Origin of the sequence: Mammaliicoccus sp. P-M59, from assembly GCF_022386135.1 — a bacterium.
GTDB lineage: Bacteria > Bacillota > Bacilli > Staphylococcales > Staphylococcaceae > Mammaliicoccus > Mammaliicoccus sciuri_A.
Window position 1 is genome coordinate 1 of record NZ_JAJNJJ010000001.1, and the last position, 15,773, is coordinate 15,773.

A 15,773-nucleotide genomic window follows, 5' to 3' on the forward strand; every position below is an offset into this window, starting at 1 on the left:
CGAAAGAAGTGAACACACCGATTGAAGATGTAACGTTGAATGGTCAAGATAATAGTGGTCAACCAGTGACACATGAAGTAAGTGGCTTACCTGAAGGTGTAACATATGATTCAGAAACAAATACAATCTCAGGTACACCAACAAAAGTAGGTAGTTACGACGTAACAGTTATTTCAACAGATGAGTCAGGCAACAAAACAGAAACAACATTCACAATAACAGTTGAAGACACATTACCACCAACGGTAGATCCGGTTGAAGACCAAACGAAAGAAGTGAACACACCGATTGAAGATGTAACGTTGAATGGTCAAGATAATAGTGGTCAACCAGTGACACATGAAGTAAGTGGCTTACCAGAAGGTGTAACATATGATTCAGAAACGAATACTATCTCAGGTACACCAACAACAGTAGGTAGCTATGAAGTAACAGTAGTTACAACAGATGAGTCTGGTAATACAACAGAAACAACATTTACGATAACTGTAGAAGACACATTACCACCAACGGTAGAAGCAATTGAAGACCAAACAACAGAAGTAAACACACCAATCAAAGATGTGACGTTAAACGGTAAGGATAACAGTGGTCAACCAGTCACGCATGAAGTATCAGGACTACCAGAAGGTGTGACATATGATTCTGAAACAAATACAATCTCAGGTACACCAACAACAGTAGGAAGTTATGAAGTAACAGTAGTTTCAACAGATGAGTCAGGCAACAAAACAGAAACGTCATTTACAATAACAGTTGAAGATACAACAGCACCAACGGTAGAACCAATTGAAGATCAAACAACAGAAGTAAATACGCCAATCAAAGATGTAACATTGAATGGTAAAGATAACAGTGACCAACCAGTGACACATGAAGTGTCAGGATTACCCGAAGGTGTGACATATGATCCTGAGACAAATACCATTTCAGGTACACCAACAACAGTAGGTAGCTATGATGTAACAGTAGTTACAACAGATGAATCAGGAAACAAAACAGAAACTACATTCACGATTACAGTGGAAGATACAACAGCACCAACGGTAGATCCAGTAGAAGACCAAACAACAGAAGTGAACACACCAATCAAAGATATAACATTGAATGGTCAAGATAATAGTGGAAAACCAGTGACACATGAAGTAAGTGGCTTACCAGACGGTGTAACATTCGATCCAGAAACAAATACAATTTCAGGCACACCGACAAAAGCTGGTGAATACACTGTTACAGTTGTAACTAGAGATAGTGAAGGCAATGAAACAACGACAACTTTCGTTATAATTGTAAAAGATGATTCATCAAATGATGGTAACAATCCCGGCGATGATGACGGTGACGATAACTCTGGAGATAATGGCGATGATTCATCCAACGGTGGAAACGATAACTCAGGAGATAACGGAGATGATTCATCCAACGGTGGAAATGACAACTCAGGAGATAACGGAGATGATTCATCCAACGGTGGAAATGACAACTCAGGAGATAACGGAGACGATTCATCAAACGGTGGAAACAACAACTCAGGAGATAACGGAGACGATTCATCAAACGGTGGAAACAACAACTCTGGAGATAATGGAGACAATTCATCCAACGGTGGAAACGATTCTAAAGTATTACCAGATACAGGTGAACAAGATAAAAACTTAACTTTATTTGCATCTGTTATTGCGTTATTTGGTGGAATTTTAACATTTAGAAGAAAGAAAAAAGATTCTAAGACCGATAAGTAAAATAGTTAGAATCTTAACTAAAAAATAAACACTTTTAAACACAAAAGGACTGATAAGAAAATTTATTCTTGTCAGTCCTTTTTATTTTGTCATAGATATAAATGTATCTTTTCGTAAGAAGCATTATAAGTGATATCCTAAATAACATGCTCCGATTGATAGTATGACTGTAGATACGATATAAATAGTCATCATTTTATATGATTTTAACAAGTATCGTTCATATATTTCTAAAAAGTGAGTAGAGAATGTTGTAAATCCACCGCAAAAGCCTATTGCGATAATTGCATATGAATAACTATTATCATTTAAATATTGTGCGGCAAATCCTATTATAAGGCTTCCGATTACGTTAACAGTTAGAGTAGCTACTGGGAAGTGATTTGTATATAGTTTAGTGAAGAATTCATTCACGAAATTTCTGCAAAGAGCACCTATACCTGAACTTATCATAATATATAATAACGTCATGCTTCATCAGTTCCTTTCCTATATCCTATTGCAATAAATATGAATCCGAGAAGTAAACTAACGAGTAAATATGTGCCTGCAAGAAATATATGTCCACGTTCTAGTAGCTCGACTGTTTCTAAACTTAAAGATGAATAAGTTGTTAAAGCACCTAAGAAGCCTGTTGTAATTAATTTTTTAATATTTGGATGTGCTTTGAAATAGCTAATGAAATATGTAGAGAAAATACCCATTAAAAGTGCTCCGATTACGTTAACAGTTAAGGTGGAGAACGGGAAAGCGTCATTAGTGATCATTAACGAAACTAAATATCTTAGCCCTCCACCTATAGCACCGCCTAAAAATATTGCTAAATATACCATTTAATAAACCTCCTCATTAAAAAAAGGAAACATTATGTTTCCCTTAAATTATTCCGAAAAATCTTATTATAACGACAATATGATATAAAATGACGATGAATAAAACAATTGGTAATAGTTTATTCAATTTTGATAATGTTGAGTGTTTATCAGTTTGATATTTAATTGACTTATCAGTTGTAAAGACAGCAATTAATAATAAAATACCGTTTAATATACTACTTATTAGTACGAGTGAAACTAAAGATCCAAACATCGTTTCTAAAAGTGGATTTTGTGCACTTAAAAATAAACTAATAATAATAAGTATAATTGATATATAAAAATAGCGTTTAGCTTTATCCATGATGCCCTCCAAAAATTCCATATAATCGTTTATGTTATCATATAAATTATTTTATTGCATCTAATAATTCCATTACTTCTTCAAAGTCGTCCATTTTTTTACAATGACTAGGAATGATAAAAAGAGAGGTATTCGCATTTTCTTTTAAATCAATAAGCTTTAAATGGGTTTCAATGAAAAGTTCGCCGTTGTATGCTTTGCGCAACAATCTTTTAGTAGGAAGGTCATTCTTTTGAATATTTGAACGGCACCATGCGGCATCGCTACACATAAAAATCTTTAAATTAGAGAATGTCATCATTAAGCCGAATTGACCTGGCATGGCTCCTGGCAAATCATAGCTAACTAAGGCATCTTGATTGAAGACTTTATATCCTTTACCCAAAATAGGGTGTTCAGTTTGTACAAAATCTTCTACAAATTCAATGCGTTCTTTAAAGTTATCCGGCATAACATGAAAGCTTAATTGAAGGTTATTGTTGTTGGAAACTTGTTGTGTAATAAAATCGTGATAAGCTTCACTTGAAGTTATGATTGTCGCATTTTTAAACGCATTTAAATATCCGAGATGATGACTTGAAAAATTTGTAATGATACAATAATCGATCTCATCTGGATGTACGTGATCTTTCAACAATTGACTTGGCAAAGTTTCGTACACTTTATAGTCTTGTCTGCGAAATAATTTTAAAGTTTTTAAATCCGTACTTGGTTTCACATGTTCGGAAAAGCCTGTATTTATGAGTATTTTGAAATCATTAATTTCTAAATAGTAGGAAAAAATATAGTACCGTTCAACTCGGCTCGTAGGACTATTATTGATGACTGCTTCGTCACCTAAAAATGAACCGGTCGTATATAGTTTGAAATGCTTTATTGTTTCTATATTATCAGCCATCAAAATACACCACCTAAGCAATTTATATTACTTAAAAAATATTATTTGATTTATATTTATTCTTATTATGCCATAAAGCACCTCAAAATACATTTAAAATAACTCGGATATTGTCGTTTTAAACAAATAATTTAGTAAGCGATTGCAAATTATGGTACGATAAATGCACAACATGTAGAAAGGAATGAAATTCATGAGTAATCTTAAAGTACAAGTTTTTGCTGATGGTGCAGACATTGAAGAAATGAAACAAGCCTATCAGAATAAAGAAGTTGATGGTTTCACAACAAATCCAAGTTTAATGAAAAAAGCAGGTGTAACGGATTATAAAACATTTGCTGAAGATGTCGTTAAAGCAATACCAGATGCTTCGATTTCATTTGAAGTATTTGCAGATGATATAGAAACAATGGCTAAAGAAGCAGAGATTTTAAAACAATACGGTGAAAACGTATTTGTAAAAATTCCTGTTGTAAATACAAAAGGTGAATCAATGATTCCTTTAATTAAAAAATTATCAGAAAGTGATGTTAAAGTTAATGTCACTGCTGTTTATACAATTGAACAAGTTAAAGAAATAGTAGAAGCAATTAAACCAGGAGTTGAAACATATGTTTCAGTATTCGCAGGTAGAATTGCTGATACAGGTGTAGATCCACTACCATTAATGAAAGAATCAGAAAAAGTTTGTCATAGTAAAGAAGGCGTTAAATTATTATGGGCAAGTTGCCGTGAATTATTTAACGTTATTCAAGCAGACGAAATTGGCGTAGATATCATTACATGTCCTAAAGATGTAGTAGCAAAAGTACCAAACATCGGAAGAGATATTAATGAATTATCTGTAGATACAGTTCAAGGATTTGCTAAAGATATTAAAGCTAGCGGATTAAGTATTTTATAAGAATGTAGTTCATCAAACTCAGCAAAGTTATCTAACTTTGTTGGGTTTTTTAGTTTTGTAAGTAAAATGATTTTTAGACGTTACAAAAGTCGGAGGAATTGTAACTAAGGGGGTCTATTGTAACAAATTTCATCTGAACATATATTAAAAATTTTTAGATATATAAATACTATATTATAAGAGAATATGTACTTGAAATATAGGTATACCTAAAACATAAATATGCGAAATAATTTATATTATTTTACGATAACTAATTCATTAACTTGTCTTAAATTTTGTTATATAATCATATTTCAGTGAAAAAATTGGAGTGTTGGAAATGGCAAATAATTTGAGAATTGCACAACGTGGCGCATATATAAGTTTGGTTACTTATATTATTCTTTCTATTTTGAAATATGTAGTAGGGACAACTTATAATTCAGCTGCATTAAAAGCGGACAGTTTAAACAACTTAACAGATATATTTGTTTCTGTGGCAGTACTGGTAGGGTTGAAGATTTCGGTTAAACCTGCTGATAAAAATCATCCTTATGGACATATGAAGACTGAAAATATTACAACTTTAATTGTATCTTTTATCATTATGTTTGTCGGGATAGAAGTTATTTCTAGCAACATTCCTAAATTACTTCAAGGTGACTATAGTGAACCTAGCACACTGACGATATGGGTCAGTTTTATAAGTGGTATTATCATGATTTTAGTATATTTATTTAATTGGAAATTAGCGATTAAGACTAAAAGCACATCACTTAAATCAGCAGCAAAAGATAATTTGTCTGATGCGTTAGTCAGCATCGGTACTGGTATTGGCCTTATATTTACACAGTTTGGTCTACCTATAATTGATATTATTCTTGCTGTCATTCTAGGCTTTATTATTGTTTATACAGGTTTTACGATTTTTAAAGAATCGATATTCACTTTGAGTGATGGTTTTCATGAAAAAGATTTAAATAATTATATAGAAGAAATTGAAAATATAGAGGGCGTATTAGACGTTCCATCTATAAAAGGGCGTTATCATGGTAATAGTGTCTTTCTTGATGTAACGATCATTGTAGATAAAGATTTAACACTAGATGAAGCACATGATATTTGTGATTTAGTTGAACATCAATTAAAAGAAGCTGGCGTATATTCGTCTTATGTACATCCAGAACCTAACTTGTAAACAATTTATTACGAAATTCAAATATTAAAATAAATTAAATAAGTATGATACTATTAGTATATGAGTGTTTGATATATATCTAAGGGGATGTTATTCATGCAAATACTAGGAAAAGGATATGAGAATGACCATCATTATTTTCATGTTATTACTGATAAAAATCATCTTATAAAAGTTAGAGTTCCAGATGATATGGATGATCATGATTTAAGACACTTACTTGAAGCAGTTTGTAATGATTATGACGAGGCTAATAGCTAAGTTTAATGAATATATGAATGCATTTAAATATTTGTATAAAAATAAGCATATCACGTGTTATCTGAAATTAATTTCAGATACGTGATATGCTTTTTATTTACACTGTATTTAATCTATTATGTCGTCTCCATAAGAAGAATTCAATGATAGCGACTGGAATTAGTGATAATCCGAATAATGGCATTGCGATTCCTAATATAACTAAGAATACAATAAGTCCAATTGGAATTTGATTACTAGTTCTTATTGGTGCACTAAATGAGTTGGATTTCTTTCGTTTCATCCATGATAAGAAACCAAATGTAATGCCGCCAATAAAGGCTAAACAAACTAATAGGTTAATGATTTTATTTGCAGTTCCAAATAGGTGTCCTTCATGTAAAGGTATGCCGAAACTGAACCATTTACCGATAATACCATAATCATCATAATCTACTTTATCTAATAGTTTACCTGAATATTGATCGAAATATGCTGTCGTTTCTTCTTTTGGTGCAACGTCTAATCCTGTAACACCTGTATTACTACTTTTCGAAACAGTGAATACTCCTTTTTCATCAGAAGGGTAAACGATAGAGAATGGCTTTTTAATGCCATTTTCTTCAGCACTTGCGATAATATTCTCTAAACTTTGTTGTCCATCTGCACCAATCACATTACTCATAGAACCGTGATGTGCGGCATGTGGATCTTTTTTAGATGAAGGTTTCTCCTTAGTACGCGTTGCCCATGGTAATTCATTATCTTCTGATTCTGGTGGATTAGCTTGTAATGCTGTATAGCCGAGCTTTGGATGATCCTCAGCAAATTGGTTAATTTGTTTACCCATAAGTGCTGACCATGGTAAGCCTGTTAGAACGATTATGAATATAGGAATTGCAATAATAAGTCCTATGATTGCGTGTAATCGTCTATTAAATAAGAATGATGATTTCTTTTTAGTTGGTTTCAATGCTTTTGATTTAAAAGTTAAATAAATACCTGATATAATCATAAAAATTGTCCAACATGCAGCTAACTCAACTAAATAATTTACAAAACTTCCACCAACGAATAATGAACTATGTGTTTCTCTTAATACGTTGGAATATGTATATTTAGCATTTTGATTTGCAACTCTTTGGTTATGTTCATCCAAGAAAATATAACGTGAATCACCATCTTCATTCCCGATTGTAACTCTGTTATTGTATGGCTCATCCATAATACTAATCTTTTGAAAGTCGTATCCTTTATATACATCTCTAATTTCTTGAATAGCATCATCTAATGATTGATGACCTTTCGTAGCGCTATCTTTAAAAAATTCATCATGGTAAATATTATTTTCTACATTTGTATAAAATAAATAACCAATACCTGTAAGTGAGAGTGTTAATAATAAAGGTGTGATAAAGAAAGCTGCATAAAAATGTAACCGTCTCAATGGATTAAAACTTTTGTTCATGTACTCAACCTCTATTTCAAATAATGTATAACTTCTATTTAACATTATTATTTTTTGAAATTAATTACAATATGGAAACGACGTAATTTTTGACGCTTTCGTGAATGCCGAAAAAATTATGTAATAAATGACTTGAAAATGTAATAATAAAATACTCTAAATATTCAGTTTAAGATGTTAAAATATAAGCAACGGGATGAGGTGAATGACTATGTTAACAAACCTAAAATTATTCGACGATCACGATAATCGTACTCAAATTATTAATCAATTTTACAATGGATTAAATCAAGAGAATATACACGATGCAGTCATTTCTTTAGAAGAAAGAAAGCATCAAGATTTTCCTCATGGTTCAGTGTATTTTAAGAATGATTTATCAAATGCAAAACAAGATGAATTAAACTTAAATGAGTCAGATGGCTTATTTATTATTGAAGAGAATGGGACACAAAAAGGTTCTATTATCCCATTACATGATATCGTGCAATATTTAGCAACAAATAGAGAGCGCATTGCACAGGAAAAATCACTTAGTTTAATTCAATTAGAGAACATTATCGATCGTTTAGAATTGACACTTAAATCAGAAGATTTATAATCAAAATAAGAGACCGGGATTAAGAATAGTCCTAGTCTCTTATTTTTTTAGAATGGAGTGTATGAACATGTACGATGCAATCATATTTGATTTTGACGGTACGATAATAGATACAGAAATTAATTTATTTAACACGTTAAATAAACACATTGAACAAAAGAATAACGAAAAGATAAGTTTAGATGAATATAAAGCTTCTATAGGGTCAGTATCAGAAGCATTAAATGATAAAATATTGAATGCTTTAGGTTCAAAACAGGCTTTAGAAGAGATGTTTGAAGATCATTATGAAGGTACGAAATCTCTGCCTATTAAACCAGTTGTTAAAGATTTAATAGAATATGGTACTCAAAATCAAAAGAAAATGGGTATCGCGACTAGTAGTTATAAAGCGCATATTATGCCTAATGTACAAAGATTAGAATTAGATAAATATATCGATGTTATTAAAGGGCGAGAAGATGTTGCGTTTGTTAAGCCGAATCCAGAATTATATATTCAAGTAGCACATGATCTTGAAGTAGAACCAGAAAAGTGTTTAGCAATTGAGGACACGACGAATGGTGCACAAGCTGCAATAGATGCTGGTATGGACGTAATCGTTATAACGCATGAAATTACAGAAGATTTGAATTTTGATTCATTAAATATTTTAGCAAAGAATATAGAGGCTGAAGAAATTATCAATCGCTATTTGTAATGTGAATAGACATTGTATCTTTTTCTAAAATGAAGCGGCGTCATGTTTCGGTGATTTTTAAAGACTTTTGTAAAATGAGCTTGGTCATAAAAGTCATATTCTAAAGCTATATCTGAAATAGATTGATGTGTATTGAAGATAAGTGCAACAGTAGCTTCAAACAATTGACGGTTTCTATAATGATTGTGGTGGTAAAGACTTACATAAGAATCGTTAGTTGAAATTTTAGGATAAGGTGGCTGTTTAATATCATCTAATAACGTAATGATACTCGTTGAAATCGAAGTCGTTAATTGATCTTTATGATAAGGTGCAAATATGTTAAGTGTATTTAAGAGGTCATATACTTTATCAAATTTGAAAGACTGAATAATAGGATAGAAATTTTTGAGTAAGCAGTATTCATAGATATTTGAAGCTAACGTATATATTAATAATTTATTAATATTCAGTATACATATTTGACCATTAACTGCAAAAATAAAACTATATTCATCAAATGGTACAATGCACAAAAATCCTTTATTCAATGTCATCATGTAATTCGATGTATGATAAAAAATATTAATATAACCATTTGTGACATATATGATCGATGCGTATTCATTATGATAAATCCATTTATTTTCATGTGAAATAAAGTTGATATTAAAATTAAACATTATTTTCACTCCTTCAAAATAGCAATTTTGAAAAATAATCAACGTAGTGATTGATTAATGTTATAATTAAAATATTAATGAATTTTAGAGGTGTGTAATGAATAACGAACAATATAAATCCATTGTTTATAAAAAGCTTTGGTTTATCAATAAAAAAGAAAAACATATAGCGCATGAAAAATTAAACCATCATACAGATAAAAATTTAATCGATGAATATGGTAAACCAAGTAAATTTGTGAATGAATTTGTAGAAAATGAAATTATAGATAAAGCAACACCACCAAGTAGTTTGTATAAAGTAATTACGTTAGGTGGACTATTATTTGGAAATGTCTTAATGGCGGGCATTTTAATAACAGCTGCTTTGTTGATATTAGGGACATTTACATTATATTTCACAAAACCAATTGGTGAAGCATTAACATTACAAGCCTTATACCTTGTTATAGGTATTGTGTTATTTTTTATAGGTTATAAAGGTATCAAATGGGTAAATGCATTCTTTACAAGGCGTTTATTAATCGCTAGAAGATTTAAAGAATTTTCATAGATTACTGATTAGGGGGTGTTGTAGATGAGCTTGTTATATTTTGATGAATGGCGTGATACACGTGCAACAATAAGATATATTGTTCAAATTATGGGGAAATGTTGTTTAGCTGTGAATACACCTGAACCGTTATATAAGCACGTTATGTTAACTGTCAATCAAGTTGGGCTATCTACAGGTGAATTAAAAAAGGACAACCATACATTTGAAATTAACTTAGATTTAATCGATCAGTTATTAATCGTTAAAATAGATGAAAAGGAAGAATCAATGATCGTCAAATCTGGACGTACAATTCAAGAATATTATCACTTTATATTTGATACATTGCATGATAACGGCATTGATATTGCAATCAATACGAAGCCATATAATATTCCATATGAAAAAACGCTAGATGAAGATGATAAAGAACGCATCTTTAATCCAAAGACTGCATATCATGCACTTAGATTAATGCAGCAAGCTCAATATGATCATTATCAATTTTTGCATTCAAGAAATATTAAAGATGTCAAAACAGGTTTGTTTTGGGATAAATTTGATGTAACATCTATTTTTTACGTAGAAGGTAATGATGAGTATACCGTATCACTTTGTTATTACTTTGGAGATAAATATAGAGAGTCTCCTTATTATATTATTAAGATTAATCCGTTTAAGCAAGATAAAATCAACTTGAAACAAGTAGAACCATCATATGCTGAATATAATGGTAAAGATGGAAGCTTTTTAATTTATGAAGAAGATTTAGAAAGTATCATTAGAAGAGATGAAGTACTGCTGACATTCTTTAATAGTGCATACCAAGCATTGTTATCAGGTGTAAGTAGCAAGTTAATATAACATGACAAATAAAGCCGTTACGCGTTTAAAGCGTAACGACTTTTATATATATGAGGGTAGATTTAGTCTGTTAAGATGATGCTTTTGAAACTGAATGAGTCTTAATGATTCACCGAGTTTTCTACTGATGATAGGATATTCATGATATATCACTTTCGTATGCTGATTAATTAAAAACAATTTAGTGTAATGTTTGTATGCGTCGATATGAACAATGTGTTTACTGTTAATCAGCATATAATTGTAGTTAGATTTAGCACTTGTTGGAAATAATACGAAATCCTCAGTGGCATAGATGAGAATAGGAAGAAGTTTAGAAATTTTTAGGACATATTTGGCGTAACGTTCTCTTGATTTTAAACTAGCACCTTCAATTTTCAGTGCATCGTTAATAAGATAAGGGATAGAATGATTAGTATAAATGGTTGATTGATCTAAATATTCGATTTGGAATCTATAAGCTGAATCATCAGCGTATTTCAGTAATGTCATATTAGGGTTGATCAAAGTCAATTGATACACCTCCCTATATAACATGTTACTTAAATTTTGGAAAAAATGATTGTAATTTTTGAAGATTCATTTGTAATTAAAATAAAAAATGAGATTTCAATTTACGACGTGCATTTTTGCGATAATACTTAATGGACGATTCACTTTTATTTAAATATATCGCAATTTCTTGAGTTGAGAAGCCTTGTAATGTTAACTTTAGCCACATAAGTTCATCTTGAGACAAAATCTCTAACATACTAAACGTTTCAAATTGATGAGATTCAATGAAACTTTGATCTAACATTTCATTATTTGAAGTGGGGGAAACACGGTTTGAATCTTTACTTTGCTTTCTGATACAGTCAATGAGGTAATACTTTAATTTCGTATATAAATATTTATCTAGTGAAGCGGTCTTTGAAAAATCATAACGCTCTATTTCAGTCCATAGTTTAATTAATAACAGTTGATAATAATCTTCGTAACCATATTTGATTTGATATCGATGCAGTAAATAATGAATCATATTTTTGTATTGCTTATAATAATGTTCAAATTTGTGTTGTTTCATGTTGTCCTCTTTGGTGAGCATGCACACGTTTATTTCCGGATAAACGCATTGTAAATAATAAATAAGCACTTTAAAAATCAGTTAAATATTAAAAAAACGGACAAACTTTAAAATAGAACATAATTTATGAGATTATTTTGAAAAAATAAAGACTTTTTCTCGAAAATATCTTATAAAAACATAGATTGAAATGATTTACATTTTCGCTTCAAACGTGTATATTTGGTTATATATATGGACATATGTTTTATTGGGGCAAAGATTAGGAGGCTCATCATATGGATTACGAACATCTAAATTTAGAACACTTTTTTGCAAGAAATAATGACTTGAATACGATAAGAGATAACGCAGATTTTGTAATGATTAACAACGTAAACAGATTTATGAATTATAGAAATGGCGAAGAAGAGGGTACAATCAATTTAAGCCACTATAACTATAAGAATAGATCAGCGGCAATGTCATTTATATTTATGAATTATTCAACTTATAAATAAGCAAACATACTTTCAAAGCATGTTTGCTTTTTTTGTTGAAATATAATAGTAATTAAAACGTAACATTCTTATTTTTGAATAATAAGCCCTTATCCTATAGAATATAAAGAGTAAACTTTAATACAATTGTAAAAATTAGGTAATAAATTATGATTGATGGTGGTTTACAAACATAGAGGTGAAACGATGAAAAATGCCAGGCTAGAAACCATTAAAAATTTAGTCATATTATCAATAGTCTTGTTAGTTATTGTTGGCCTGTTTTATTATTTGATTTCAGATCATTTGAAATTTTATGAAGTAGATAAACAAGAAGATAATGTAGAAGTTCCATTAACTTTAAGTAAAGCGGTAAATAAACAATATAAAAATGATACGAAAATGCAAGTAGCAACAGAGTCAGGCAATTGGAAAAATGCAACACGAAGCGAAATATATGAAGTGATGGATGTTGAAAAAATCTTAAATGATAAAAAACAAGTATATCAATTTCTGAACTTATCAGAGTATCAAGGAATTGAAGAAAAACGAATTCATCATATGTTAAGAAAGCAAGAAGTACTTGAAGATTATACAACAGAATTTTTAAATGCTGCTAAGAAAGAGCATGTTAATGAAGTGTATTTAATATCTCACGCGATATTAGAAACAGGTAATAACAAAAGTGAATTAGCAAATGGTGTCATGTTAACCGACAAAGGGAAAGTAACGAAATCTAAAGAAGAATCTGATGGTAAAAAGTATTATAACTTTTATGGTGTCGGTGCTTTAGACAGTGATCCTATCGGAACAGGCGCAAATTACGCTAAAAAAAGAGACTGGGATACACCTCAAAAAGCCATATCAGGTGGCGCGAAGTTTATACATGATCATTATTTATCAAACCCAGAGCAAAACACATTATATAGTATGAGATGGAACCCAGAGAAACCAGGCGTACATCAATACGCAACAGATATCAAATGGGCACAAAGTAATGCACGTATAATAGCAGATTTCTATAACGAACTTAAAACAGAAGGAAAGTACTATATCGTATATAAATACGAAGATACAGATAAGTCACTTTCAATCAAAGCATTAGATGAAAAATTAGATAAACAAGAAGAAAATAGTAATTAAGAAGACTCGAGACACATGTTTCGAGTCTTTTTTTGTGTGAGTGGAGTATAGAAGTAGTCGTAATAGATTGCTGTTATTAGTAAGTTTGGTGAGAAGTGCAAATACTGGTGTCGTTATTAGCAAGTTTGGTGAGAAGTGCAAATACTGGTGCCGTTAACTGAGTTCCTTAGTTACAAATCTCAGGAGTTTTGTAATTAAGGCAGCCCATAGTAACACTTCGGTCGAGTTTTGTAACTAAGGAGGGCGTTAGTAACACTTTGGCCAAGTTTTGTAACTAAGGCGGTCCATAGTAACACTTCAGCCGAGTTTTGTAACTAACAATCCCGTTATGAACAAGTTTGGGCGAAAGTGTTCACAAGGAACCGCACCTATCCAAATCAAAAAAGACTCGAGGCATTAACCTCGAGTCTTTACTATTTATGATGCTTTATCTGAACTATTTGATGAACTACTGCTTGATGAGCTAGATGATCCGCCTTGTAAGTCTTCTATTTTCTTAGCGTCTTTTGCTTCATCTGGAATCTTAATTTCATCAATTTCGTTTAACTTATTATATGTGACGTTTGTCTTCATATCAGCGGTTTCGTCATCTTTAGTTAATTTAGCATTTAATTTGTATGAATCAATATGATTATCTTTATTTACTTTCAATACAGCATTACCTTTAACTTTATCAACTTGTGATTCAAATTGTTCTAGTTGATCTTTGTTACCTGAGGCGTTAGCTAACTTAGTGAAATCTTCTTTGTTTTTGATGTCATATGTAAGTTCATATCCATCGTCAACTTTTTTAGTTTTCGCATCTTTAAAAGCACTTAAAGTTTTTGCGTATTTTTCATAATTTAATTGATCTAGAGAACTATCGATATTCATATTTTCTACTTGAGAAGATAAGTCTACCCATTGGTCATCTACTTTAGCGAGCATTTTATCGCCTTGTACATAAATTGACATTTTTTGTCCAGCTTGGTCCATATCTAATTTAGCTGTTTCTTTTTCATCAACATCCATGCCAACTTCTACAGTTTGACTATCTTCGCCTTCAGCAGAAACTTCGATTTTGTTATCAGTATGATAACTTTTAACATCTTTCGCACTACTTTGTAAGTCTTTTACGACTTGGCTAGAACTTTTAGTGTCATCTTTCTTTTCTGATTTTGTATCAGAATCTGAACTATCTGAGCCATTCCCGCATGCTGCTAAAACAAGTGTTGATGATAAAAATAAACTTCCAAGTATTCTATATTTCATATTACTTCCTCCTTTGTTTTAACTATACTAACACTATGCAATTAATAATAGCAAAAAATTATATAATTACATAAGTTATTAATGTAAATTATTTGAGTTTTTTCTTAGGTGAAAGTATTAAAATAACAATAGTTGCTACAATTACTTTAAATATAAATTTCATTTAATATCACTCCGAAAGTGTTTGAGGTTGTGGACCTTTTTGCTTTCTCTTTGTTGGGTCTAATTTCTTTTCAATATATCCTAAAAATAAATCACTTAATACTGCTAATAAAGCGGTAGGGATTGCACCGGCTAAGATAAGTGATGTACCATCAGTAGCGTTTGTACCTCTAATAATGATATCACCAAGTGTAGACGATCCAATAAATGATCCGATTGCAGTAACACCAATTGCAATAACGAACGCGATTCTTATACCACCAATCATAACAGATAAAGAAAGGGGAAGTTCAACCATCGTCAAGATTTGACGTGATGTCATACCCATACCTTTACCAGCATCTTTTATACTAGAATTTACGTTATTAATACCAGTATACGTATTTTTGATAATCGGTAATAAAGCGTATAAGAATACTGTCATAACAACAGTGTTAGAACCAAGACCCATTACAAGCATTAGTATAGCTAGTAGGGCAAGTGCTGGAACCGTTTGAATTATATTAGCTAGTGAAATAACAAAGCCGGATAATTTAGAATATCTAGCAATGAAAATTCCTACTGGTATACCTATTATAACCGCAAATAACACACCATAAACAGAAATAAGTAAATGAGTTAGAAAAAGTTGAAATATATATCCACCATTTGTTGCATAATAATCGACTAATTGTGACCATACATGATTATCAACCACTA

The 15,773-nt window shown here is 31.0% G+C and carries 20 protein-coding genes; 10 read left to right on the plus strand and 10 right to left on the minus strand.

Features of this window, described 5'->3' with window-relative positions:
* On the plus strand, nucleotides 1-1,742 hold a 1,742-nt coding region (locus tag LQ617_RS00005; protein ID WP_239739144.1), incomplete at its 5' end, for a putative Ig domain-containing protein.
* A 123-nt stretch (nucleotides 1,743-1,865) separates the two neighbouring features.
* On the opposite strand, the gene LQ617_RS00010 is transcribed toward LQ617_RS00005, so the two are convergent.
* From LQ617_RS00010 to LQ617_RS00025, 4 genes are read right to left on the minus strand one after another with little or no spacing between them, the layout of a single operon-like run.
* Nucleotides 1,866-2,213: a fluoride efflux transporter FluC gene (locus LQ617_RS00010; protein ID WP_037588653.1), complete on the minus strand. Its 348-nt coding sequence runs from the start codon at nucleotides 2,211-2,213 to the stop codon at nucleotides 1,866-1,868.
* A complete protein-coding gene (crcB, locus tag LQ617_RS00015; protein WP_126477612.1) occupies nucleotides 2,210-2,575 on the minus strand; it encodes a fluoride efflux transporter CrcB in 366 nt (121 codons plus the stop codon). Before crcB ends, LQ617_RS00010 begins: the two co-directional genes overlap by 4 nt.
* A gap of 43 nt (nucleotides 2,576-2,618) precedes the next feature.
* Nucleotides 2,619-2,921 (minus strand): hypothetical protein, encoded by a 303-nt coding sequence (locus LQ617_RS00020; protein WP_037588649.1) that lies wholly within the window; start codon nucleotides 2,919-2,921, stop codon nucleotides 2,619-2,621.
* Nucleotides 2,922-2,967: 46 nt separating this feature from the next.
* The gene (locus LQ617_RS00025) at nucleotides 2,968-3,819 is read right to left on the minus strand and encodes an MBL fold metallo-hydrolase (RefSeq protein ID WP_239739146.1); all 852 of its coding nucleotides are present in this window, start codon (nucleotides 3,817-3,819) and stop codon (nucleotides 2,968-2,970) included.
* 193 nt (nucleotides 3,820-4,012) lie between these two features.
* Between LQ617_RS00025 and LQ617_RS00030 the strand changes: the two genes are divergently transcribed.
* The 3 genes from LQ617_RS00030 to LQ617_RS00040 all read left to right on the plus strand — a co-directional run bounded on the left by LQ617_RS00030 (nucleotide 4,013) and on the right by LQ617_RS00040 (nucleotide 6,164).
* On the plus strand, nucleotides 4,013-4,723 hold the full coding sequence (locus LQ617_RS00030) for a transaldolase (RefSeq protein ID WP_037588645.1): 711 nt from the start codon (nucleotides 4,013-4,015) through the stop codon (nucleotides 4,721-4,723).
* Nucleotides 4,724-5,045: 322 nt separating this feature from the next.
* On the plus strand, nucleotides 5,046-5,903 hold the full coding sequence (locus LQ617_RS00035; RefSeq protein WP_037588643.1) for a cation diffusion facilitator family transporter: 858 nt from the start codon (nucleotides 5,046-5,048) through the stop codon (nucleotides 5,901-5,903).
* Between the two features lie 96 nt (nucleotides 5,904-5,999).
* Nucleotides 6,000-6,164, plus strand: a complete 165-nt coding sequence (locus tag LQ617_RS00040; protein ID WP_162841912.1) for a hypothetical protein — start codon at nucleotides 6,000-6,002, stop codon at nucleotides 6,162-6,164.
* A 97-nt stretch (nucleotides 6,165-6,261) separates the two neighbouring features.
* On the opposite strand, the gene LQ617_RS00045 is transcribed toward LQ617_RS00040, so the two are convergent.
* Nucleotides 6,262-7,611 carry a PepSY-associated TM helix domain-containing protein gene (locus LQ617_RS00045; RefSeq protein ID WP_239739149.1) on the minus strand — a complete coding sequence of 450 codons (1,350 nt, stop codon included), beginning with the start codon at nucleotides 7,609-7,611 and terminating at the stop codon, nucleotides 6,262-6,264.
* A gap of 211 nt (nucleotides 7,612-7,822) precedes the next feature.
* On the opposite strand from LQ617_RS00045, the gene LQ617_RS00050 reads away from it, so the two are divergent.
* Both LQ617_RS00050 and LQ617_RS00055 read left to right on the plus strand, forming a co-directional pair.
* On the plus strand, nucleotides 7,823-8,212 hold the full coding sequence (locus LQ617_RS00050) for a hypothetical protein (RefSeq protein WP_202188957.1): 390 nt from the start codon (nucleotides 7,823-7,825) through the stop codon (nucleotides 8,210-8,212).
* 67 nt (nucleotides 8,213-8,279) lie between these two features.
* A complete protein-coding gene (locus tag LQ617_RS00055; protein ID WP_239739151.1) occupies nucleotides 8,280-8,912 on the plus strand; it encodes an HAD family hydrolase in 633 nt (210 codons plus the stop codon).
* Here the strand turns inward: LQ617_RS00055 and LQ617_RS00060 are convergent.
* Nucleotides 8,903-9,574 (minus strand): helix-turn-helix domain-containing protein, encoded by a 672-nt coding sequence (locus LQ617_RS00060; RefSeq protein WP_239739154.1) that lies wholly within the window; start codon nucleotides 9,572-9,574, stop codon nucleotides 8,903-8,905. The two genes, LQ617_RS00055 and LQ617_RS00060, sit on opposite strands and share 10 nt — an antisense overlap.
* Before the next feature lie 97 nt (nucleotides 9,575-9,671).
* On the opposite strand from LQ617_RS00060, the gene LQ617_RS00065 reads away from it, so the two are divergent.
* Together LQ617_RS00065 and LQ617_RS00070 are read left to right on the plus strand one after the other, a co-directional pair.
* The gene (locus LQ617_RS00065; RefSeq protein WP_037588633.1) at nucleotides 9,672-10,127 is read left to right on the plus strand and encodes a hypothetical protein; all 456 of its coding nucleotides are present in this window, start codon (nucleotides 9,672-9,674) and stop codon (nucleotides 10,125-10,127) included.
* Between the two features lie 24 nt (nucleotides 10,128-10,151).
* Nucleotides 10,152-10,973: a DUF5996 family protein gene (locus LQ617_RS00070; RefSeq protein WP_037588630.1), complete on the plus strand. Its 822-nt coding sequence runs from the start codon at nucleotides 10,152-10,154 to the stop codon at nucleotides 10,971-10,973.
* Nucleotides 10,974-11,015: 42 nt separating this feature from the next.
* On the opposite strand, the gene LQ617_RS00075 is transcribed toward LQ617_RS00070, so the two are convergent.
* Nucleotides 11,016-11,486 (minus strand): competence protein ComK, encoded by a 471-nt coding sequence (locus tag LQ617_RS00075; RefSeq protein WP_224658753.1) that lies wholly within the window; start codon nucleotides 11,484-11,486, stop codon nucleotides 11,016-11,018.
* Between the two features lie 76 nt (nucleotides 11,487-11,562).
* Nucleotides 11,563-12,039: a sigma-70 family RNA polymerase sigma factor gene (locus LQ617_RS00080; protein ID WP_239739155.1), complete on the minus strand. Its 477-nt coding sequence runs from the start codon at nucleotides 12,037-12,039 to the stop codon at nucleotides 11,563-11,565.
* Between the two features lie 278 nt (nucleotides 12,040-12,317).
* Here LQ617_RS00080 and LQ617_RS00085 point away from each other — a divergent pair, with 278 nt between their 5' ends.
* Both LQ617_RS00085 and sagB read left to right on the plus strand, forming a co-directional pair.
* Nucleotides 12,318-12,539, plus strand: a complete 222-nt coding sequence (locus tag LQ617_RS00085; RefSeq protein ID WP_025905232.1) for a hypothetical protein — start codon at nucleotides 12,318-12,320, stop codon at nucleotides 12,537-12,539.
* 186 nt (nucleotides 12,540-12,725) lie between these two features.
* Complete coding sequence (gene sagB / locus LQ617_RS00090) at nucleotides 12,726-13,661, plus strand: peptidoglycan release complex glucosaminidase SagB (protein ID WP_239739157.1); 936 nt, start codon at nucleotides 12,726-12,728, stop codon at nucleotides 13,659-13,661.
* Nucleotides 13,662-14,078: 417 nt separating this feature from the next.
* Here the strand turns inward: sagB and LQ617_RS00095 are convergent, their stop codons facing one another.
* Together LQ617_RS00095 and LQ617_RS00100 are read right to left on the minus strand one after the other, a co-directional pair.
* Nucleotides 14,079-14,912, minus strand: a complete 834-nt coding sequence (locus tag LQ617_RS00095) for a DUF6612 family protein (protein ID WP_239739159.1) — start codon at nucleotides 14,910-14,912, stop codon at nucleotides 14,079-14,081.
* Between the two features lie 169 nt (nucleotides 14,913-15,081).
* Entirely contained in the window at nucleotides 15,082-15,771 is a 690-nt protein-coding gene (locus tag LQ617_RS00100) for an ABC transporter permease (RefSeq protein ID WP_025905235.1), read from the minus strand.
* Between the last annotated feature and the right edge of the window lie 2 nt (nucleotides 15,772-15,773).